This window comes from bacterium, assembly GCA_035703895.1.
Classification (GTDB): domain Bacteria; phylum Sysuimicrobiota; class Sysuimicrobiia; order Sysuimicrobiales; family Segetimicrobiaceae; genus Segetimicrobium.
In genome coordinates this window covers 12,829-34,644 of record DASSXJ010000056.1, presented here as the reverse complement: position 1 = coordinate 34,644, position 21,816 = coordinate 12,829, and the positions used below count along the sequence as shown (strand labels likewise).

Sequence of the window (21,816 nt, the reverse complement as noted above, 5' to 3'; positions counted from 1 at the left end):
GTCTCCCTCCTTCTAAGACCTTTGCGCCACGCTGAAGACCCGCCGAGGATCCGGGACGCCTTTCAATATTTGTTCGCCCCGGTCGGCGAACAAGAGGCCGGATCCCGCCACGATATCCCGCACCGTTGCGGACACCAGGATCTCATTGCCGTTTGCCAGCGCCGCAATCCTTGCCGCGATGTGCACGGCGATCCCTCGCAGGTTGTCGCCTGATCTCTCCACCTCTCCGACGTGTACGCCTGCACGCAGCCGAAGGCCCAGGCCCTCCGCCTCCCGTTGGATCGCCTCCGCGCAGCAAATGGCGCGGATCGGGCCCTCAAACGCCGCCATGATCTGGTCGCCGATCATATTGACGCCGCGCCCCCGGAAGACCGCGATGTGACGATAGGCAATCCCATAGAGCTGGTCGAGCACGTCTCGCCACGCCACATCCCCCCACCGAACGAGGAACTCGGTCGACTGTTCCACGTCCATGAGCAGAATGCTTGCCAGTATCCGATTCATCAGGTTCGCGTGAACCGGGTGCCGGTCCGCGGCGGATCCCAACCGCTTGGGTTTCAATTTGACCAGGAGGGCTGAACCAATCGAGTGCACGTAATGTCTCATCGCCGCCTCCTCAACTTGTGTCAAGTCGGTAGCCACCCTGCATGGCACGCATAAGGTCAACCATCGGTTCGCCTCCTTTCGTTTGATGAACGCCGCGCACAAGCATCGATCGCAACAGGGTACAGGTATGCCGCACGCGGGCACCTGTGCCCACAAAGCTGCGCTCCGCTGTCGACCAGGGGCAATAAGAAAGGCCACAGGCTCTTCCCCGTGACCAGACGCTTACCGGTTGGGCTTAAATGTTACGAGAGCAATGCGTCCGGACGGGTGACGAGCGTTGCGTAGGGGACCATGACCATTCCTCGCCACCCCCTTCCAGATGATGAATCCACACCGCCTATACTCGCATTGGACAGCGCGCATGTCAAGGTCGAAAAATCACCATCCTTTTAGGCCACGCCGGATTGATAGCGGCGTGCGAGGGCCGGCGTATTGGCGCTCTTCAGCACGCCGCGCTGCATCTCCGTGAGCTGCTCAAGCAGCGACACGTCCTCGAGGCCCGGGATGCATGTGACCTCGCCCCGTGCGAATGCGGTGAGCGAGGCGGTGACCGCGTCGTCCGCCGTCATCCTCGGTATCTTGCTGAGGTCCATCCCCTGCACGGCATGGAACTCAGTCGCGACCAACCCCGGGAGGCACACCTGCACGCGCACATCGGTGCCGCTCAGCTCGCCCGCAAGGGCTTGGGTGAAGGTCACCATGAACGCCTTGGCACCGGCGTACATTGTGCGGTGAGGCAGCGGATTGGGTGGAATGGACCCGCTGAGCGCGAGCAGAGACGCAACATTGATCACGCCACCTGTGCCGCGACGGACCATGCCGGGCAGCGCCGCGCGGGTCAGGCGTGCAACGGCGCGGATATGGATGTCGATGAGATGATCGACGACCTTCGGTTCAACCTTCACGAACGGGCCGTAACTCCCGAACCCGGCATTGTTGATCAACAGCGCAAGCGACTCATCACCGGCGACGCGCGCCTCAACCTGCGCGAGAGCGCCGGCGTCGGTGAGGTCTGCGGCGAGTACCTCTGCGTGCGTATCCGCCTCGCGCCGCAGCCGCTCGGCTAGGTGCTCCAGGCGCTCGCGCCGCCGCGCCACAAGCACAAGGTCGTACCCATCGTGCGCCAATCGCTCGGCGTACGACGCCCCGATGCCGGAAGATGCTCCGGTGACGAGCGCGCGTGGCCTCGAGCGAACACTCGACATCTCCCGTCCCTCCTAGGCCTCAACACACTGAGCGCTAGTGTCTGAAATGCCTGATCCCCGTCGTGACCATGGCAATCCCGGCCGCCTCCGCCGCCGCGGTCACCTCCGCATCCCGCACCGATCCGCCGGGATGGATGATCGCGGTCACACCGGCTTTGATGGCCTCTTCGACCGCATCTGGGAATGGGAAGAACGCCTCGGATGCCATAGCCGCGCCCCGCGCGCGCTCTCCCGCCTGTCGCGCCGCCAAGCGGACGGGTTCCACCCGGTTCATTTGTCCGGCGCCGACCCCCACCACCTGCCGGTCCCTCGCCAGAACGATGGCGTTCGAGCGCACGTAGCGGCACACCGTCCAGGCGAACCTGAGATCCCCCCATTCGCGTTCGGTGGGCGCCCGCGAGGTCACGACCCGGAGACCTTCCTCAACCAGGTCGATCCCGTCTTTGTCCTGGACCAGCAGGCCGCCGCGCACGCGGCGCAAATCCCAGTCCCGGGAGTTCGCCGGCGGAGCCGCGGGCCCTACTTCCATCAGCCGCAGATGCTTTTTTCGTCCAAGCACCGCGAGCGCGTCTTCGGCGAATCCGGGCGCGATCACCGCCTCGAGGAACGTCTCGGCTACCGCCTCGGCGGTCGCAGGGTCCACAGGCCGGTTGAGCGCCACGATACCGCCGAACGCGGACATGGGATCCCCCTCTCGCGCGTGGAGGTACGCGTCCCGGAGGGTTTCGCCTGTGCCGACGCCGCACGGGATGGCGTGCTTGACGATCACGGCCGCGGGATCGGAGAACTCCCGAACGAGCTCGAGCGCCGTGTCCAGATCGTGGATATTATTGTAGGAAAGTGGCCGCCCGGAGATCTGCCGGGCGGTCGCAACGGACGGCCCGGTGGTCCCGGGCTCGCAATAGAACGCGCCGCGCTGATGGGGATTCTCGCCGTACCGCAGGTCCTGGATTTTTTCGAACGCCAGGATGAGATGCTGGGGGAACCCATCGGCACGAGTCTCGAGATACCGGGCGATCGCCGCATCGTATTCGCCGGTTCTGGCGAACGCTTCGCCGGCCAGACGCGCCCGCGTCTCACGCCCCACCGCTCCCGTCCGGCGGAGCTCATCGAGCACTTCTTGGTATTGCGAAATCCGGCTGACCACGACGACGTCTTCGAAATTTTTCGCGGCCGCACGGAGGAGCGTCACGCCGCCGATATCGATCTGTTCGAGCGCGGCGGCGAGATCCGCCCCGCCCGCGATCGTCGACTCGAACGGATACAGCGTCACCGCCACCAGATCGATCGGCCGGATCCCGTGACGCGCCAACTCGGCGAGGTGTTCCGGGTTGCTGCGCACAGCCAGTAGCGCACCATGCACGTGGGGGTGGAGCGTTTTCACGCGCCCGCCGAGGAGTTCGGGAAATCCGGTGATCTCGCTGAGATCTGTGACCGCGAGGCCCGCACCGCGCAGGCTCGCCGCCGTCCCACCCGTCGACACAATCTCGATCCCAAGATCGGCCAGCCCGTGGGCGAACTCGACGATCCCCGTCTTGTCCCACACACTCAACAGCGCACGCCCGATAGTCATGGTACCTCCGCGGTCGACCCGGACTCCACCGGAGGAAGCACCTTCACCCGGTCCCCCTCGAGCCGGATCCGCCGTTCGGCGAAGAGCCGCACCACCGCCGGATAAAGACGGTGCTCCTCCTTTGCCACCCTGGCGGCGAGCGTCGCCGAGGTATCGCCCGGTTGGACGGGCACGGTGGCCTGAGCGATGATCGGTCCGCCATCGGGGACCTCGCTGACGAAGTGCACGGTACAGCCGGTGTGGCGCGCGCCCGAGCCGAGGACGGCCTTGTGGACCCGCTCGCCGTACATCTCCTTCCCACCGAACGCCGGCAACAGCGCCGGGTGAATGTTGATGATCCGGCCTGGGAACGCGGCGACGAACCGGGCCGAGAGGATGCGGAGGAATCCCGCGAGGCACACGAGCTCGACGCGGTGCGACACCAGCGCCTCTCGCAGCGCCGTCTCGAACGCGTCTACCGACGGATACGCCCGGTGGCTCACGACGACCGTCGGGATCCCGGCGGCGCGGGCCCGTTCCAACGCAAACGCCGTGGGCACGTTACTGATGACGAGGACGATCTCCGCCGGCAGCCCTCCGCCGCGGCACGCGTCGATCAGGGCCTGCAAGTTCGATCCCGTCCCTGAGACGAGCACCCCGACCCGCAGCGGCTCAGCCACGGATCTCGACTCCCCGTGACCCCGCCAGGATCTCGCCGACCACCCACGCCCGCTCGCCGGAGCGCTCGAGATGGACAACGGCCGAATCTGCCTCGCTCTCCCGGACGACCACGAGCAGGCCGAGTCCCATGTTGAAGGTCCGGAACATCTCTGCGTCGGTCACTCTGCCCCGGCGCTGGATCAGCGTGAACAACGGCGACACCGGCCACCGGCCCCGGTGAATGCGGGCACGGGATCCGCCCGGGAGGATGCGAACGAGGTTGCCGGGGATCCCGCCGCCCGTGACGTGGGCGATGCCCCGGAGCTGAACGCGCTCCCGGAGAGCGAGCACGGGCCGGGCATACGGCCGGTGGGGTCGGAGGAGCGCGTCGCCGAGCGATTCCGACAATTCCTTGGGACGCGCAGCGAGCGCGCGGCGCGCCGCGACTCTGCCCGGGGGGAGCAGCGCCGCCCGGGCGAGCGAGTACCCGTTGGTATGAAGGCCGTCGCCCGCGACGCCGACGATCACATCGCCGGGACGGATCGCCGCCCCGGTGATCACCCGATCCCGCTCGACGGCGCCCACCGTGCAGCCCACGATGTCGCTCGCCTCGCGAGCGTAGACGCCCGGCATCTCCGCCGTCTCTCCGCCGATGAGCACGATCGCCTGATCACGGCACGCCTGCACGATTCCCTCGATGATCTCGGTGACCACCTTCGCGACAAGCCGGCCGGCGGCGATGTAGTCGAGCATGAAGAGCGGTGTGGCGCCCTGACACAGGACGTCATTGGCTCCGTGGGAGACAATATCGGCGCCCACCACCCGCCACCGGCCCGCGATGTCGGCGACCCGGACTTTGGTACCCACCCCGTCGATCGACGTGACGAGGACCGGATCCCGGTACCCGGTGAGGCGGAAGAGGCCGCCGAACCCCTCCCCCGATCCCAGGGTCCCCTGCCGGTACGTCGAGCGAATGCGGGTCCCCATCGCGGCGAGGAGCGCGTCTTTGCCGGCGCGATCGACTCCGGCGTCGCGGTATGTGAGCGGAAGAGAGGGCTGGCGCGCCATCAGGACGTTAGCCCCGCTGCGATTCGAGTGCGTGCCGGCCGGCCTTGGCTTCCGTGGGCGTCTCCGTCGGATAGCGTCCATTGAGACAGGCGAGGCACAGGTCGTGGGAAGGCAGTTGGAGCGCCCGCACCAGCCCATCGAGGCTCAAATACCCCAGGCTGTCGGCCTCGATCGAGCGGCGGATCTCCTCGACAGAGAGACGCGACGCCACCAGTTCGCCGCGGCTGCTCGTGTCGATCCCATAGTAGCAGGCATTGAGAATGGGCGGGGAGGAGATCCGCACATGTACCTCGCGGGCTCCGGTGTGCCGGAGCATCCGCACGATCTGCCGGCTCGTCGTTCCCCGGACGATCGAGTCGTCGACAAGGACGATGCGGCGCCCGGCGATGACCTCCCGGATCGGATTGAGTTTCACGCGGACGCCAAAGTCCCGCGACGACGGATCGGGCTGGATGAAGGTGCGGCCGACGTAGCGGTTCTTGATCAACCCGACCTCGCTGGGGATCGCACTCTCATCCGCGTACCCCATCGCCGCCGAGGTCCCCGAGTCGGGGACGGCGATCACGGCGTCGGCGGAGACGGGGTGCTCTTGTGCCAGGAGGCGGCCCATGCGGCGCCGGACCTGGTGCACGTTGTGCCCCTCGAGCACGGTGTCGGGCCTGGCAAAGTAGATGTGCTCGAACACGCAGGCGGCCCGCTTCTCGGCCGGGAGCACCTGGATGACGCGCACCCCTCCGGCATCGGCGATGATCAGTTCCCCCGGGCCGACCTCGCGCACATATTCCCCGCCGATCTGATCGAACGCGCAGCTCTCCGAAGCAAACACGGTCGCACGCCCCGCCCTTCCCTCCGCGAGCGGGCGGATCCCGTTGGCGTCCCGAAAGGCCAGCACCCGGTCCCCGACCATCGCGACGATGGTATAGGCGCCGCGGATCCGCTGCATGCAGTGGGCGACCGCTTCCTCCAACGTCCCCGCGCGCGAGGTGGCGATCAGCTTGGTGATCACTTCGGTATCGGAGGTGGCCCGGAAGCAGTGCCCCGCGGCTTCCAGTCCACGCCGCAGCGCGGGGGCGTTGATCAGGTTGCCGTTGTGGGCGAGCGCCAGGATCCCCCACGGAGTCTGCTCGAGGAAGGGCTGAGCGTTCTCGATCGAAGCGGAGCCCATCGTCGAGTAGCGGACGTGACCGATCCCCACGCATCCGGGCAGCCTGGCCAACCGCTCGGGGGTGAAGACGTTGGCAACGAGTCCCATGTCCTTCACGAGGTGCGTCCGGTCTCCATCGAACGTGGCGATGCCGGCGCTTTCCTGCCCCCGGTGCTGCAGCGCGTACAAGCCCAGATGCGCGAGAGGCGCTGCAGCGACGCCCTCCGTGCGGATCCCGAAGACGCCGCACTCCTCTCGCAGCTTGTCGATGGCAGGATGCGTCTCGAAGTCCGTCACCGGGCAGCCGCCTCCCGGCGCCAGGCGCACGCGAGGTCGTGGACGGCTGCATCGATCCACGGCCCGTGGATCCCTTGACCGTCCGCGCCGATCACCAGACGGTCTCCGCCGACGGATCCCAAGACCTGCACCGGAACCGCGAACTGCCTCGCCAGCTGGAGGAGCGCGGATAGGTTAGACGAGGGCAGGGATGCCAGAATCCGCCCCACCCCTTCTCCAAACAGGAGGACGTCTGATCGATGCCCCTGCGCGGAGGAGAGCGCGACGCTCGCCCCACGGGCGCCCATGATGCAGCATTCCGCCAGCGCTACGGCAATCCCGCCATCGGCGCAGTCATGCACGGAGGACACGAGTCGTTGCGCCACGGCTTCCGCGACGCACCGAATCAGGGCGGCCGTGGACGCGAGGTCGGGCCGGATGAGGCGGCCCTCGGCGACGCCGTGGAGGGTGGCGAGGTACTCGCTGCCATCGAGTTTGGGAACGCCGCCGCCGAGCAGCACCACGACGTCCCCCGGGGACTTCCAGCCGGCCGTCGCGTGGCAGCGAACGTCGTTGAGGACGCCGAGCATCGCGATGACGGGTGTCGGGAAGACGGCGTCGTTCGACTCGTTGTAGAAGCTGACGTTCCCGCCCACGACCGGAACCCCAAGGGCCTCGCAGGCCTCGGCGATGCCCTCTACCGTCTCGCGAAACGTCCAGAACACTTCCGGCCGCTCCGGGCTGGCGAAGTTGAGGCAGTCCGTGACGGCAACCGGGGTCGCTCCGGCGCAGGCGATGTTTTGTCCGGCCTCGAGCACCGCCAGCGCCCCGCCGATCCGCGGATCGAGGTAACAGTGCCGGCCGTTGCCATCGACCGCAAGCGCAAGCCCGCACGGCACGGCCTCCTTGATACGGAGGACGGTCGCGTCCGATCCCGGCGGCACGACGGTGTTCGTCTGCACCATGTGATCGTACTGCCGGTACACCCACCGCTTGTCCGCGATGTTGGGCGCAGCGAGCAGGGCCAAAAGCGCGGGCTGCGGCGGGGCGATCGGAAACGTGAGTGGATCCACGCGGCGGACCGCGGCCAGATACTCGGGCTCTCGCGCCGGAGGCGCGTATGTGGGCGCCTCCACGAGGGCCCGCGGATCCAGCGAGACGACGGCGCACTCGGCATCGCGGACCACGAGCAGCGGGGAGGCCGTGACGCGGCCGATCACGGCCGCCTGCAGGCCCCACCGGTGTCCGATCCCAAGCACCTCGTCTTCGCGCCCATCGCGCGCCACCAGGAGCATGCGCTCCTGCGATTCGCTGAGCAGCACCTCCTCCGCCGACATCCCGGCCTCGCGGCGGGGTACCTGGGCGAGGTCGACGTCCATGCCGACCCCACCGCGGGCCGACATCTCGCACAGCCCGCAGGTCAACCCGGCCGCGCCCATATCCTGGATCGCCACGACGGCGCCGGAGGCCAGCGCCTCGAGGCTTGCTTCGATGAGCAACTTGCCGGTGAACGGATCCCCCATCTGCACGGCGGACCGATCCTCGGGATCGCCCGCCAGTTCGGTCGAAGCGAACGAAGCGCCGTGCATTCCGTCACGTCCGGTGCGCGCGCCTAGATAGATGATCGCATTCCCAGGCCCGGCGGCCCGGGCAGTCGCCAGCCGGTCGGCCCGGACGACCCCCAGGCACGCGACGTTCACAAGCGGGTTGGCCCGATAGCAGGGGGCGTACATGATCTCGCCCCCCACCGTCGGGACGCCGATGCTGTTTCCGTACGCGGCGATCCCGGCGACCACACCGCGCTCCAGCGGGATGACCTCGGCATCCTCGGGTGGACCGAATCGAAGCGAGTCCAGCAACGCGATCGGGCGGGCGCCCATGGCCAGGATGTCGCGGATGATCCCACCGACGCCTGTGGCGGCGCCGTGGAACGGCGCGATCGCGCTCGGATGGTTGTGGCTCTCCATCTTGAAGACCGCGGCCCACCCGTCTGCGACCAGCACCGCGCCCGCGTTCTCCCCGGGCCCTTGCAGCACCCGCGGTCCGCTGATCGGGAGGCGGCGGAGCACCCCTTTCGAGTGCTTGTACGCGCAGTGCTCACTCCACATCACCCCGAACATTGCGAGTTCCGCCGGGTTAGGGACGCGTCCCAACCGGCGATGAATCTCCGCATACTCCTCGACGCTCAGTCCCGTGGCAGCGAGAACGTTGGGGGCCGGCGCGACCCGCTCGACCACCATCTTCACCTCACCTCTACGCCGGTCGCGGCGGGAGCGCGCCCGGCATAGGGCCGCGCACCGATCCACCGGGCCAACGACTCGAAGACGTGACGGCCGTCCTCGCTCCCCAACAACCGCTCGCTTGCCCGCTCCGGATGAGGCATGAGCCCGACCACGCTCCCGGACCGGTTGGCCACACCGGCGATCGCGTCGGTGGAGCCGTTGGGATTGGCCCCCGGGAGGACGCTTCCGGACCGATCGCAGTACCGAAAGGCGACCTGACGATCCGCGTCCAGCGCGGCGCGTATCGTGGCGTCGGCGTAATAATTGCCCTCCGCATGGGCGATCGGGAGCCGGAGCACCTGCCCCGCCGCGAGCGCGCAGGTAAAAGGCGTATCCACACGTTCCGCGCGAATGTGGACGAACTCGCATCGGAACTGTCCGCCCGCGTTCCACCGCATCGCGCCGGGCAGGAGCCCGGCTTCGAGAAGGACCTGAAACCCGTTGCAGATTCCGAGGACGAGCCCGCCGCTGTCCACATATGCTGCGAGCGCGCGGACCACCGGCGACGTCGCCGCGATCGCGCCCGCCCGAAGGTAGTCGCCGTACGCGAACCCGCCGGGCAGGATGACCGCGTCGAGGCCGGTGAGGTCCCGTTCTTCATGCCAGACAAATTGCGCCCGCATCGCCATCACGTCCCGGACGGCGTGGAGGGTATCGGCGTCGCAGTTGCTTCCCGGGAACACGACGATCCCAATGTCCACGAATCGTTCCTCCCTCAGAGGACGTCGAAGCGGTATTCTTCGATCAGCGTGTTGGCCAGGAACCCTTCGCACATCCGGCGGATCCGCTCGTCGAGCCGGCCGTCGTCGGTGAGTTCGACCTCGAAGTACTTCCCCGCGCGGACGCCGCGCACGCCGCTATGGCCGAGCGCGTCCAATCCTTGCTGGATGGCCTGACCCGGGGCATCGAGCACGCCGGGTTTGAGCGTGACGATGATGCGCACGGTCCGCACCTGCGTGGTCTGCGCCGTCTCCATCCTTCCTCCCTCACACGGCCGGCAACGGCCGGCCGGTCAACCGGCGGTATGCTTCGAGGTACCGCGCCCGCGTCGCCTCGACGACCTCGGGCGGGAGCGACGGGGCCGGGGGTCGTTTGTCCCATCCGGTCCCTTCCAGGTAGTCGCGGACAGCCTGCTTGTCGTAACTCTCGGTCGATCCCGCCTCGGCATACGCGCCGGCGTCCCAGAACCGGGACGAATCCGGGGTCAGCGCCTCGTCGATCAACACGAGGTCGTCGCCGTCGAGCCCGAACTCGAACTTCGTATCCGCCAGCACCAGGCCGCGCTGTTCCGCACGGCGGGCCGCTTCTCGGTAGATCGCCAGGCTCGCCTCGCGCAGCCGGCGCGTCAGAGGGCCGCCGACGATCCCGGCCATCCGGTCCTCGGTGATGTTTTCATCGTGGCCGGAGGCCGCCTTCGTGGCCGGCGTGAACAGCGGTTCCGGTAGGCGGCTGCCCGGGCGAAGCCCCGCGGGGAGCACGACGCCGCCCACGGAGCCTGCGGCCGCATACTCCTTCGCCGCCGACCCGGCGAGATAGCCGCGGACGACGCACTCGATGTCGACCCGGTTCAGCTTCCGGACGATCATGGCGCGTCCGTCGAGGACCGCGCGATGCTCCTGGAGGTGGGGAGGGAACGCATCCACATCAGTGGTGAGGAAGTGGGTCCGCACGAGCCCCCGCAGGGAATCGAACCAAAACGCAGACAGGCTCGACAGGACCCGCCCTTTGTCGGGGATGCCGGTGGGAAGCACCACATCAAACGCGGAGAGGCGGTCGGTCGCGACGATCAGCAGGCGATCACCGAGGTCGTAGACATCGCGCACCTTCCCCCGCGAGAACCGCGGCAGATCGAGATGCGTCTCCATCACGACCCGTGCGCTACCACCCGCCACCGCCTCACGCATCGACGCGTCCTCCTTTCCGGGTTGGGGATCCGTGGGACCCGCCCCCCGCCGGCACCGTAGGACGTTCCCCGAGTCCGACGCGCGCAAAGATCTCGTCGACGTAATGAAGCGCGTGGGTCCCGTCGAAGCACGCGTCGAGTTCGGCGTCGGGGAGCGCGCCCGACGCGCGTAGCAGGTCGCGGAAGCGGCCTTGGCCTTCCCATGCGCGCATCGCCGCGGACTGCACGATGCGGTACGCGTCGTCCCGCGACAACCCGTGATCGATGAGCGCGAGGAGGACGCGGTGGGAGAACACCAAGCCGCCGGTCCGCTCGAGATTCTCGGCCATGTGCTCCGGGTACACCCGCAGCCCTCCGATCACGCCGGCAAGTTTGCGCGCCATATAGTCGAGGAGGGACGTCGCGTCCGGGACGATGATGCGTTCGACGGACGAGTGGGTAATGTCCCGTTCCCCCCACAACGCGATGTTCTCGAGCGAGGCGACCGCGTGCGCGCGGACTACCCGCGCCAGCCCCGCGACGCGTTCAGAGATGATGGGGTTCCGCTTGTGTGGCATCGCGGACGACCCGGTCTGCCCCTCGCGAAACGGTTCTTCGACCTCGCGGAGCTCGGTGCGGGCGAGGTGGCGGATCTCGGTCGCGATCTTTTCCAGCGTTCCCGCCACTACCGCGAAGTGGGTCAGGTACTCGGCGTGGCGGTCACGCTGGAGGATCTGCGAGGACGCGGGGGCCGGCTTGAGTCCAAGCCGCTCGCAGACAAACGCCTCCACCTCGGGCGGGACGTGCGCAAACGTCCCAACCTCCCCGGAGATCTTGCCGACGCCGATGACCTCGCGCGCCCGCCGGACGCGTTCCAAGCCGCGTCCGACCTCCGCGTACCACAGCGCGACTTTGAGCCCGAACGTCACCGGCTCGGCGTGCACCCCGTGGGTCCGCCCGGCCATGATCGCATACCGGTGGGTGTTGGCGAGCGTGGCGAGCGCCCGGTGCAACCGCGCCAGCGCCTCCGCGACGAGATCGGCCGCGCGAACCATCAGCACCGACAACCCCGTATCGACGACGTCCGACGATCCCAACCCCAGATGCAGGTAGCGCGCGTCATCGCCCACGGTCTCCCCGACGACCCGTAGAAACGCCACCACGTCGTGCCGCGTCTCCCGCTCCTCGATCTCGTCGATCCGCGCGACGCTCGTGACGCGGGCCCGCTCCCGCAGCCGCCGCGCCGCCGCCTCCGGGATCATCCCGAGGTGAGCCTGCGCCTCCGCCGCCAGGAGCTCGATCTCGAGCCACGTCGCAAACTTCGTCTCCGGGCTCCACAGCGCCGCCATCTCCGGCGATGTATAACGAGGAATCACGCCCAGCCCTCCTGGCAGTAGATCATATGCTCGCGGTCTGGGCCGACACCGACGAGGGCCATCGGAACGCCAACGATCTCCTCGATCCGCCGAAGAAACGTCCGCGCCTCGACCGGAAGATCGGTCAGGTGGCGGGCGGCCTGGGTCGGGCACCGCCAGCCCGGCAGGTCCTCGTACACGGGCTCGACTCGGGCCATGGCCGCGGTGTGCGGGACCGTGTGCACGGTGCGGCCGTCCAACCGGTAGGCGACGGCCACCCGGATCGTCTCAAAGGTGTCGAAGACGTCGACCTTCATGACGGCCAGGTGTGTGAACCCCGCCACCTCCGCCGCGAACCGGGCCGCCACGCCGTCGAACCACCCACACCGCCGCGGCCGGCGGGTCGTGGCGCCGAACTCCCCCCCGAGGTCGCGAATGCGGTCGCCCATCGCATCGGTGAGCTCGGTCGGCATCGGGCCCGACCCCACCGCCGTCGTGTAGGCTTTGGCCACCCCGAGTACGCGCGTGATGCGATAAGGAGGAATCCCGGCTCCCGCGCTCGCGCCGCCGGGCAGCGTCGTGGACGAGGTCACGTAGGGGTAGATCCCCCAGTCGAGATCGCGCATCACGCCCAACTGCCCCTCGAGCAGCACGGTGCGGTCGGCTCGAAGGGCCTCCTGCACCAGCGGGTGCGTGTCGGTGATGTAGGGCCGCAGCCGGTCCGCCCATCGGTGGCATGCCGCGAGCAACTGGGCGACCTCGACGGGTTCGTGCCGGTACACGCCTCGGAGCATCGCACTCTTCCGCTCCGCGAGATAGCGGAGCTGCTCACTGAGGTGACGCTCCTCGAGAAGATCTCCCAGCCGGATCCCGATCCGCCCGGCTTTGTCGCTGTAGACGGGCCAGATCCCCTGCTTCGTCGTCCCGTGGGGGCTACCGCCTCTCGCGGCCTCCTCGAGCTCATCCGTGAGAATGTGGTGGGGGAAGATGAGATGGGCGCGGTCCGACAACCAGACGCGGCCGATCGTCGGCATGCCCACGCGTTCCACCTCGGCCACCTCGGCGAGGAAGATCTCGGGGTTGACGACGACGCCCGGACCGATCACGCATTGCGCCGCGGGATGAAAGATCCCCGACGGCAGCAGGTGGAGCCGGAACGTCCCGAGCTGGTTTTGAATGGTGTGCCCGGCGTTGTTCCCGCCGTTATACCGAATGACCACGTCCGCGTGGCGGGCGAGCGTGTCGACGACCTTTCCCTTCCCCTCGTCGCCCCACTGCGCGCCGACGACGGCCGTCACGGGCATCAGCGGGTCCTCCCGTCCGGCTGGGGAGGCACCATGCCGGGCTCTCCCTTCGGGGTCAGGCGGGCCGCCTTTTCCTCCACCTCGCGGGCGAGTCGTTCCTTATACTTCCGGTACCGCTCCCGAAGATCGGGATCGGCGGTGCTGAGGATCTGCACCGCGAGGAGCGCCGCGTTTCGGGCGCCGCCGATCCCGACGGTCGCGACCGGCACCCCGCCGGGCATCTGGACGGTGGACAGCAGGGCGTCGATCCCTCCAAGGGTCGAGCCGCCGAGGGGGACGCCGATCACCGGAAGGACGGTGCGGCCGGCCAGCACACCGGCGAGGTGCGCCGCCGCGCCGGCCGCCGCGATAATGACGCGAAGCCCCCGCGCCTCGGCGTCGCGTGCGTACGCCTCGACCCGGTTTGGCGAGCGGTGGGCGGAGGCAATCGTCATCTCCCACGGGATGCCGAACTCGCTCAGGACCCGAGCCGCCACCTCCATCGTGGGGTAATCCGTGTCGCTTCCGATCACGATTCCCACGAGCGGCGTTCCGGAGGATGGCCCCGTCATCGATACGACTCCTTCACCCGTGTCTCGACTGCGACGCGGTCGAGCGCCCCGCGGGGACGTCGGCGCGCGCCGATATCCCGCCGAAAATGTTTGCCATCGAATTGGACCGCGTCGACGGCGCGGTAGGCGCGGGCTCTGGCCTCACCCAGATCCGAGCCGATGCCCACGATGTTCACCACGCGCCCGCCCGCCGACACCACGCGTCCATCGCGGGCGGCGGTGTCTGCATGAAAGACCAAGACTCGGTCACACGCGGCGGCGTCCTCGAGCCCTGTGATCGCCCGCCCGGTGCGTGGCGCTGTGGGATATCCTTCTGAAGCGAGGACCACGCAGACCGCGGCGGCGGGATGCCACCTCGGCGCCCAGCGCTCGACCCGACCACCCAGCACCGCGTCGATGGCGTCGGTCAACGAAGCATCGAGGAGCGGGAGAAGCACCTGCGCTTCAGGGTCGCCCAACCGAACGTTGAACTCCAGCACCTTCGGACCCTCTGGCGTGAGCATCACCCCGGCAAAGAGCACGCCCCGGTAGGGACGGTCTTCCTGGGCCATCGCCCACAGCACCGGTTCGAGGATCTCGTCGGTGATGCGGTCGCCCAGTTGCGTCGACACCAGCGGAACGGGGGCGTACGCCCCCATGCCCCCGGTATTCGGCCCGAGGTCATCGTCCAGCACCCGTTTGTGATCTTGCGCCGCCACGAGCGGTGCAAGCGCGGTTCCGTCACAGAGCGCGAAGATGCTGACCTCTTCCCCCTCGAGCACTTCCTCGATTACCACACGGGCCCCCGCATCCCCAAACTGCCGGGTCACCATCATGGCCTCCACGGCCGCCAGACCTTCGTCGGCGGATGCGGCCACGGTGACGCCCTTGCCGGCCGCGAGCCCGTCGGCCTTGATGACGAGCGGCCGTCCCGCTTTGCGCACATACGCCGCCGCGGTCGCCGCGTCCTCGAAGATCCGGCATGGAGCCGTGGGAATGTCATATCTCAGGCACAGCCGCTTCATGAACGCCTTGCTGGACTCGAGCGCTGCGGCGGCCTGCGTGGGACCGAAGGCCGGGAGCCCCCGGCGGGCAAACGTGTCGACAACTCCTGCGGCGAGCGGCGCCTCGGGGCCGACGACGGTGATGTCGATGTGAGTATCCACCGCCCACTGCGCGAGTGCGTCGAGATCTCCGGAGAAGTGAGGCAGGCATGTAGCCACGTCGGCGATCCCCGGATTCCCTGGGGCGCAAAACAGCGACGCTCCCTCACGGTGGAGCTTCCATACGATGGAATGCTCTCGACCGCCTGAGCCGATTACGAGGACTCTCATGAGACGCTCCACGTCGTGGTGGGACGCCGCTGATGTTCGTATTTTCGATCGATGCTGCGAATAAGAGTGCGATAAGGAACGTCACTACTGTAGCATATGCGAAAGAATTTGCCAACAGTGAGGGTGAATGTTCGTATTTTCCAGGCGACCGGCCGGAGCGCAGCCGCGATAGACATAGGAACCACGCCGAATGGCGGCGAAACTTCGAGAATGTCCCTGGAGGTTTCGTGGCGCGCGCGCTCATCACGGGGATCGGAGCAATAACGCCCGTAGGGCTGTCGGCCCCTGAAACCTGGGCCAATCTCCTCGCCGGTCACAGCGGCGTCCGGCCGTTGACCCGATTCGATGCCTCTCGCTTTCCCGTCCGCATCGCCGCGGATGTCCGGGGGTTTGACCCGCTCACGGTGATGACCCGCAAGCGCGCCCGGCGAACCGCGCGGTTTGCCCAGCTGGCTGCCGGCGCGGCCCACGAGGCACTCGCCGATGCTCGACTCCCCCCACTTGCCGAGATCTCCGATCGGGTCGGGGTCACCATCGGTACCGCGCTCGGCGGGATCGAAGTCATCGACGAGGAAGCCCCGCGGCTCTACGGAGACGGTCCTTCTCGAGTGTCTCCCTTTCTTCTGCCGATGTTGATCGCGAACATGGCGTCGTCTGCGGTCAGCATCCGATTCGGTCTCCGGGGCCCCTCGAGCGCGCCCGTGGGGGCGTGCGCAAGCGGCACGATCGCGCTCGCGGAGGCGCTGCGGTGGATCCGAACGGGAGAGGCCGATTACGTCCTCGCCGGGGGGACGGAGGGGGGACTGACCCCGACGGTATGGGCGGCGCTGTGCGCGCTCGGCGCGCTCAGCACCCGGAACGAGGCTCCGGCGAAAGCGAGCCGCCCGTTCGACCGGGAGCGGGATGGGTTCGTGTATGGGGAGGGCGCCGTCGTGTTCGTTGTCGAACGGGAGGACCTCGCGCGCGCACGGGAGGCCACGGTGTACGCCGAACTGGCCGGGGCCGCGTTGACGAGCGACGCCTACCATGAAACGGCCCCGCAGCCGGAGGGCGACGCCGCAGCCGCGGCGATGCGCCGGGCCCTCACCGACGCGCGCGCCGGCGCCGATGCGGTCGACCTCGTCGTCGCGCACGGTACAGGGACCCCGCTGAACGATGCGGCGGAGACGCGCGCGATCAAGCACGCGCTCGGTTCGCACGCCCGCGCGGTGCCGGTCACCGCTCCCAAGAGCATGGTGGGCCATCTGATCGGCGCGGCGGGCGCGTTGGCAGCGCTCGTCGGTGTGCTGGCGATCCGGGATGGGCGGATCCCCCCAACGATCAACCTCGATACGCCTGATCCGGAGTGCGACCTCGATTACGTCCCGCATCTGTCTCGGCCCGCCCGGGTCCGCCTTGCGCTCGCCAACGCCTTCGGGTTCGGAGGACAGAACTGCGTGGTAGCTGTCCGCGCGCCCGCGGGCCGCTAGCACTGACCCCGGACGATTGGCCCTCGATGGGAGGCGTCGACGTGTTTGACGGCACGTTTGCCAACAAGATTGCGCTGGTGACCGGAGCGTCGCGGGGGATCGGCCGGGCCACCGCCCTCACCCTGGCGGGCGGTGGCGCCGATGTCGTGGTGCATTATCATCGGAATCAGGCGATGGCCGAGGACGTGGCCCGTACCATTCAAGAGCGGGGACGGCGCGCCGCGGCGATCGGGGCGAACCTCGAGTCCCCCGAGGAGATCGGACGTCTCTTCGATCTCGTCGCCACGCAGTTTGGCGCACTCGACATCTTCGTCGCCAACCACGCGGCGACCGCGTTCAAACCGACGCTCGAGATCAAGCCCCACCACTTCCAGCGCACGTTCGATCTGATCGTGCGCGCGCTGGTCCTCTGCGTGCAGCGGGCCGTCCCCCTCATGAAGGGCCGCGGAGGAGCGATCGTCACGATCGCCGGGCAGGGGACGGTCGAGTGTCTGCCCAACTACGCCATACTCGCTGCGGCCAAGGGCGCAATGGAGACGTGGACGCGCTACCTCGCCTACGAACTGGCGCCGGAGGGCATCACGGCGAACTGTGTCAGCCCCGGCGTCATCGCCACGGACTCCGCCCGCTTCTACGGAGGGGACCGGTTCCCGGAGTTCGACCGGCTCGTCTCATCGTACACGCCTCGGGGGCGGATGGGCACCCCGGAGGAGGTGGCCTCGGTGGTGGCGTTCCTGTGCAGCCCCGGCGCGCGGTTTGTCGACGGGCAGACGATCGTGGTCGACGGCGGGCTCGGGCTTATTTCCGCGCCGTTCGAGACATTTCGCACACGAGGGGAGGGTCGGGCATGAACAAGGTGGTGAGTTGCGACGACGTCGTGGCGGAGATCCACGACGGGGCGACGATCGCGATCGGCGGGTCCTCCCTCTCCCGCAAACCGATGGCGCTTGTTCGGGCGCTCGCGCGGAGCAACCGCAAGAACCTGCGTCTGATCGTGAACGTGGGCGGACCCGAAGTGGACCTCCTGATCGGCACGGGGAAGATCACCGATCTCGTGTACGCGTTCGTGGGGTTCGAGGTGATGGGATTGGCCCCGCACTTCCGCCGCGCGCGCCAGCAGGGATCGGTGCGCTTCCAGGAGTGGACCGAGTTCACCGTGATGGCGGGCTTGGACGCGACGATCAAGCGGGTCCCGTTCCTCCCGACCCACGCGGGATTGGGGACGGACGTGTTGCGGGTCAATCCGGCGTTCCGCACGATGCAGGACCCGTTTGAGGGTCAGACCCTGCTCGCCGTCCCCGCCCTCCGGCCCGACGTGGCGCTGATCCACGTGAACCTCGCCGATCCTCAGGGCAACGGCGTCATCCTGGGAGACGGCCACATCGATTCGTTGTGCGCGAAAGCGGCCAAGAAGACGTTCCTCTCGGCGGAGCAGATCTTGCTCCCGGAACGATTGCAGACCTACGGCCACGACGTCCGGATTTTGCGGACGCTCGTCACCGGGGTCGTGGAGGCTCCGTGGGGCGCGCACTTCACCGGGTGCGCGCCCGACTACCGGGCGGACCTGACCCACGTCCAGGAATACCTGGGCGCGGCTCGCGACGGCTCGGCCTGGAACGAGTACCTGGAACGGTACGTGTATGTGAGCGACCAAGAGTATCAGCGCGCCCTTGGGAACGAGCGCACCTTGGGCGAGCGACTCAGAGTGTAACGGAAAGGGGAGGCGGATGCCGGAGTACAGCATCGACGAACTGATCATCGTCTGCATGGCCCGCGAGCTGCGGGGCGAGGTGCTCGTGAGCTCCGTGACCTCACTGGGGGCGCTCGCGGCTCATCTGGCCAAGAGCACGCAGGCGCCGGATCTGGCCGTCCTCTCGACCCCGGAGTCGGGCATGGACGCCGTGCCGATGCCGACGCTCTCGCTGGGTCAGTTCTTGACCGACAATCAACGCGCGATCCCGCTGACGATGGAGGACATCTTCGATGCGATCTTCACCGATCGGTTCAGGATCTGGATCAATCCTGCGCAGATCGACCAGCACGGCAACGTGAACATCTCCGTGATCGGCCCGTGGGACCACCCCAAGGTCGCCCTCGTCGGGTCACGGGGCATCCCCGAGGACACGAGTCACCTCTCCCAGGGCCTCTACTATCTCCCCTCGCACTCCCCCCGCACCGTCGTCGAACGGGTCGATTTCATCAGCGGCGTCGGGTACACTCCCGAGCGCCAGCAGTGGTTGGGGCCACACGGGGCGCCCACGTGTCTCGTGACCGACCTCGGTGTGTTCGGGTGGGATCCCGCCACCGGGCAGATGGTTCCTCGGACGCTCCACCCGGGCGTCTCCGGCGGCACCGTGCAGGAGCGGACCGGGTTCGCGCTCGACGTTCCGCCGAGCCTCCCGGTCACGCCGCCGCCCACCGCCGAGGAGATTGCGATTATCCATGCCGCCGATCCGCTGGAGGTGCGGAAGCTGGAATTCCTCTCCGGCAAGGAGGCCGGTGAGAAGTTTGCCGCGATCTACGAGCGGGAGCGTCAAACCCTTCACGCAGCGTGGCCGCGGCGCCGCCATTGACAACGACGCGACCGCTCGCCGGGCGCCGAGCCATCATCACCGGCGGCGGGCGCGGGATCGGTCGGGCCATCGCCCACCACCTAGGGGATCTCGGGGCTGATGTCGCCGTGCTTGCGCGCACCCGGGACCAGGTCGCGCTGGTCGCGGAGGAGGTGATCGCGCGCGGGGCCCGCGGCGTCGGCATCCCCGCGGACCTCTCCACCTATCCCGCGTGCCGGGACGCGATCGCCGCCGCCCGCGAGGCGCTGGGGGGCGTCGAGATCCTAGTGAACAACGCCGGGTGGACGCTCACCTCCGACTTCCTCGAGGAGGACGAACCGTACTGGCGGCGCGTGATCGATACCAATCTCTGGGGGGTCATCTTCTGTTCACGGGCCGCGCTCGAATGGATGGTGGAGCACGGCGGGGGGGTGATCGTCAACGTCGCGAGCGACGCCGGACGGGTCGGCACCGGCGGTGAGGCCGTCTATTCGGCCGCGAAGGGCGGGGTCATCGCCCTCACCAGATCGCTGGCGCGCGAACTGGCGTCGCGCAATGTCCGGGTGAACTGCGTCAGTCCGGGCCCGACGGCCACCGAGATCCTGACCGAGAACACGGCCGACCCGGCCCACGCCACGCGGATCGAGCGCATGATCCGGCTGATCCCGATGCGTCGCGTGGCCCGCCCCGAGGAGGTCGCCGAGGCGGTCGCGTTCTTCTGCACCGACGCGTCGCGGTACATTACGGGCCAGGTGTTGAGCGTCTCCGGCGGCCTGACGATGGTCTAATGACCGGCCCCGAGCGCCCGATCCGGGTCGCCGTGGACTGCATGGGAGGCGATCGCGCACCGCGGGAGACCGTCGCGGGCGCGCTGGCCGCCGGCGATGCGGGATCGCTGCACCTGCTCCTCGTGGGCGTGCCTGGGGCGCTGGCCCCGTTCGTGCCGGCGGACGTTCTGGCGTCGGGGCGAGCGGAAGTCGTGCCGAGCGACGAGGCGATCCCGGAGGGCGCGGCGCCGCTTGCGGCTCTCCGAGCCACCCCGAACGCCTCGGCGACCGTGACGATGCGGCAGGTCGCCTTGGGACGGGCCGACGCCGCCGTCAGCGCGGGCAGCACGGGGCCCACGCTCCTCGCCGCCGTCAGGGAGATCGGCATTCTCAAAGGCATCCGGCGGGCCTGCGTCGGGCGTCAGATCCTGGAGCTCCATCCCGAGACCTTCCTCATCGACTTGGGCCCCACGATGGACTGCGAAGCCCGGCACCTCTTGGAGTTCGCCGTGATCGGCGCGACCTACATGCGGGTCTTCCAAGGAATTGCCAACCCCTCTGTAGCGCTCCTCAGCAATGGGCGCGAGGACGGCAAGGGCAACCGCGTCGTGAAGCAGGCGGCCGTATTGCTCGCGCGGTCCGGCCTGCGGTACGTGGGAATGGTCGAGGGGAACGACGTGATGCGTGGGGCGGCCAATGTGGTGGTGTGCGACGGGTTCGTGGGGAACGTCGCCTTGAAGACCGTCGAGGGACTGGGGCGTGAGCTCGCGGGCTGGCTTCAACGCGAGCTCGCCGGCACGCTCGCCGCAGGGCGGGTCGAGGAGATGGCCAACCGGCTGATCGAGATGACCAACCCGATCGACCTGCAGGGGAGCCTGCCGTTGCTCGGCGTGCGCGGCCACGTCGTGATGGCCCACGGGTCCTCGGACCGCCGCGCGATCCAGGCGGCGATCGGCCAGGCCGTGCTGGCGGTGCGGGGGCAGTTTGTGGAGATGCTGCGGGCCGCGCTCGGCGAGACCCGGGAACGCCTACGCGTCACGGCCAAGGCGCCTTGACCGGCAAATCGACGCGGTCACCCGAAGAACGTAGTCATCACGCTCGGATCCTTGGAGAACCAGTAGTCGCCGTACTGCCCCATCAACGTGAACCCCAGCTCGTGCATGAGCGAGAAGACCGCGATGTAGTCCGCGCTGTGCGGCCCCTTGCGCAGGGGAGCGATCTCCACGAAGACGTTGTCGGTCATCCGGAGCGCGTGCGCGGCGCCCTCGAGGACCTCGCGCTCCACGCCCTCCACATCCACCTTTAAGAGATCGATCTTCGGCACGGAGAGTTCTGCAAGGCAATCGTCGAGCCGCCTCACCCGAATGATCTCCGTGCCCACCTCTTCCTTCCCCTCATCCCGCATATATTGCGGAATGGGGAGCAGGGAACTCGCATCAGGGTATGAGTAGAGACGGAGATCGATCGTGCGATTCTCGTTGAACAAACCGTACTCGTGCACGACGACTCGATCTTTCCAACGCGCGATCCGCTTGACGAGGCGCGCCCGCGAGGCACTCTGGGGCTCGAAGCAATGCACCGAGCTCTCAGGGAAGACCCGGAGGAACGTCAGGGTCTTGTCCCCGTAGGCCGCGCCGACATCGAGCACGATCTTGACGGGGTCGTTGCCGCCTCGGGCCTCCCGGATCAGGGCCGTGACGAGGTAGATGTCATCCTTCCCAAAGATTAGGTGTTTGAGGGGCCGGACGCGGTCCTTCGCCGCCCGCACAGAATCGAAGACGTACAGGCGCTCCAGGGCTTTCGAAATGAGGCGGCTCAGCATTCATCCCA

The 21,816-nt window shown here is 68.2% G+C and carries 21 protein-coding genes; 6 read left to right on the top strand and 15 right to left on the bottom strand.

The window, feature by feature from the left end; genetic code table 11:
- Window positions 1-12 precede the first annotated feature (12 nt).
- From VFP86_04075 to purD, 14 genes are all read right to left on the bottom strand, one after another.
- Window positions 13-606: an adenylate/guanylate cyclase domain-containing protein gene (locus VFP86_04075; protein HET8998802.1), complete on the bottom strand. Its 594-nt coding sequence runs from the start codon at window positions 604-606 to the stop codon at window positions 13-15.
- A gap of 389 nt (window positions 607-995) precedes the next feature.
- Window positions 996-1,811 carry an SDR family oxidoreductase gene (locus tag VFP86_04070; protein ID HET8998801.1) on the bottom strand — a complete coding sequence of 272 codons (816 nt, stop codon included), beginning with the start codon at window positions 1,809-1,811 and terminating at the stop codon, window positions 996-998.
- Between the two features lie 34 nt (window positions 1,812-1,845).
- Window positions 1,846-3,384, bottom strand: coding sequence for a bifunctional phosphoribosylaminoimidazolecarboxamide formyltransferase/IMP cyclohydrolase (gene purH, locus VFP86_04065; protein ID HET8998800.1), 1,539 nt, complete (start codon window positions 3,382-3,384; stop codon window positions 1,846-1,848).
- On the bottom strand, window positions 3,381-4,043 hold the full coding sequence (gene purN, locus VFP86_04060; GenBank protein ID HET8998799.1) for a phosphoribosylglycinamide formyltransferase: 663 nt from the start codon (window positions 4,041-4,043) through the stop codon (window positions 3,381-3,383). The genes purH and purN overlap by 4 nt, the downstream gene beginning before the upstream one ends.
- Window positions 4,036-5,091, bottom strand: a complete 1,056-nt coding sequence (purM, locus tag VFP86_04055; protein ID HET8998798.1) for a phosphoribosylformylglycinamidine cyclo-ligase — start codon at window positions 5,089-5,091, stop codon at window positions 4,036-4,038. Before purM ends, purN begins: the two co-directional genes overlap by 8 nt.
- A 7-nt stretch (window positions 5,092-5,098) precedes the next feature.
- The gene (gene purF / locus VFP86_04050; protein HET8998797.1) at window positions 5,099-6,532 is read right to left on the bottom strand and encodes an amidophosphoribosyltransferase; all 1,434 of its coding nucleotides are present in this window, start codon (window positions 6,530-6,532) and stop codon (window positions 5,099-5,101) included.
- Window positions 6,529-8,751, bottom strand: a complete 2,223-nt coding sequence (gene purL, locus VFP86_04045) for a phosphoribosylformylglycinamidine synthase subunit PurL (GenBank protein HET8998796.1) — start codon at window positions 8,749-8,751, stop codon at window positions 6,529-6,531. Before purL ends, purF begins: the two co-directional genes overlap by 4 nt.
- 2 nt (window positions 8,752-8,753) lie before the next feature.
- Window positions 8,754-9,494, bottom strand: coding sequence for a phosphoribosylformylglycinamidine synthase subunit PurQ (gene purQ / locus VFP86_04040; protein HET8998795.1), 741 nt, complete (start codon window positions 9,492-9,494; stop codon window positions 8,754-8,756).
- Between the two features lie 14 nt (window positions 9,495-9,508).
- Entirely contained in the window at window positions 9,509-9,769 is a 261-nt protein-coding gene (gene purS, locus VFP86_04035; GenBank protein ID HET8998794.1) for a phosphoribosylformylglycinamidine synthase subunit PurS, read from the bottom strand.
- Window positions 9,770-9,779: 10 nt separating this feature from the next.
- Window positions 9,780-10,697: a phosphoribosylaminoimidazolesuccinocarboxamide synthase gene (locus tag VFP86_04030; GenBank protein ID HET8998793.1), complete on the bottom strand. Its 918-nt coding sequence runs from the start codon at window positions 10,695-10,697 to the stop codon at window positions 9,780-9,782.
- Window positions 10,690-12,051 (bottom strand): adenylosuccinate lyase, encoded by a 1,362-nt coding sequence (purB, locus tag VFP86_04025; protein HET8998792.1) that lies wholly within the window; start codon window positions 12,049-12,051, stop codon window positions 10,690-10,692. Before purB ends, VFP86_04030 begins: the two co-directional genes overlap by 8 nt.
- Entirely contained in the window at window positions 12,048-13,334 is a 1,287-nt protein-coding gene (locus VFP86_04020) for an adenylosuccinate synthase (protein ID HET8998791.1), read from the bottom strand. The genes purB and VFP86_04020 overlap by 4 nt, the downstream gene beginning before the upstream one ends.
- Window positions 13,334-13,885: a 5-(carboxyamino)imidazole ribonucleotide mutase gene (gene purE / locus VFP86_04015; GenBank protein ID HET8998790.1), complete on the bottom strand. Its 552-nt coding sequence runs from the start codon at window positions 13,883-13,885 to the stop codon at window positions 13,334-13,336. Before purE ends, VFP86_04020 begins: the two co-directional genes overlap by 1 nt.
- Window positions 13,882-15,198: a phosphoribosylamine--glycine ligase gene (gene purD / locus VFP86_04010; GenBank protein HET8998789.1), complete on the bottom strand. Its 1,317-nt coding sequence runs from the start codon at window positions 15,196-15,198 to the stop codon at window positions 13,882-13,884. Before purD ends, purE begins: the two co-directional genes overlap by 4 nt.
- Window positions 15,199-15,425: 227 nt before the next feature.
- Between purD and fabF the strand changes: the two genes are divergently transcribed.
- From fabF to VFP86_03980, 6 genes are read left to right on the top strand one after another with little or no spacing between them, the layout of a single operon-like run.
- Window positions 15,426-16,667: a beta-ketoacyl-ACP synthase II gene (fabF, locus tag VFP86_04005; GenBank protein HET8998788.1), complete on the top strand. Its 1,242-nt coding sequence runs from the start codon at window positions 15,426-15,428 to the stop codon at window positions 16,665-16,667.
- 41 nt (window positions 16,668-16,708) lie between these two features.
- Entirely contained in the window at window positions 16,709-17,518 is an 810-nt protein-coding gene (locus VFP86_04000) for an SDR family oxidoreductase (GenBank protein HET8998787.1), read from the top strand.
- Window positions 17,515-18,378 carry a CoA-transferase gene (locus VFP86_03995; protein ID HET8998786.1) on the top strand — a complete coding sequence of 288 codons (864 nt, stop codon included), beginning with the start codon at window positions 17,515-17,517 and terminating at the stop codon, window positions 18,376-18,378. The genes VFP86_04000 and VFP86_03995 overlap by 4 nt, the downstream gene beginning before the upstream one ends.
- Before the next feature lie 16 nt (window positions 18,379-18,394).
- A complete protein-coding gene (locus VFP86_03990) occupies window positions 18,395-19,240 on the top strand; it encodes a CoA-transferase (GenBank protein ID HET8998785.1) in 846 nt (281 codons plus the stop codon).
- On the top strand, window positions 19,237-20,007 hold the full coding sequence (locus VFP86_03985; GenBank protein ID HET8998784.1) for a glucose 1-dehydrogenase: 771 nt from the start codon (window positions 19,237-19,239) through the stop codon (window positions 20,005-20,007). The genes VFP86_03990 and VFP86_03985 overlap by 4 nt, the downstream gene beginning before the upstream one ends.
- Entirely contained in the window at window positions 20,007-21,041 is a 1,035-nt protein-coding gene (locus VFP86_03980) for a phosphate--acyl-ACP acyltransferase (protein ID HET8998783.1), read from the top strand. The genes VFP86_03985 and VFP86_03980 overlap by 1 nt, the downstream gene beginning before the upstream one ends.
- A gap of 17 nt (window positions 21,042-21,058) precedes the next feature.
- Here VFP86_03980 and VFP86_03975 read toward each other — a convergent pair whose 3' ends face one another.
- Window positions 21,059-21,808, bottom strand: coding sequence for an FkbM family methyltransferase (locus VFP86_03975; GenBank protein ID HET8998782.1), 750 nt, complete (start codon window positions 21,806-21,808; stop codon window positions 21,059-21,061).
- Window positions 21,809-21,816: the final 8 nt, after the last annotated feature.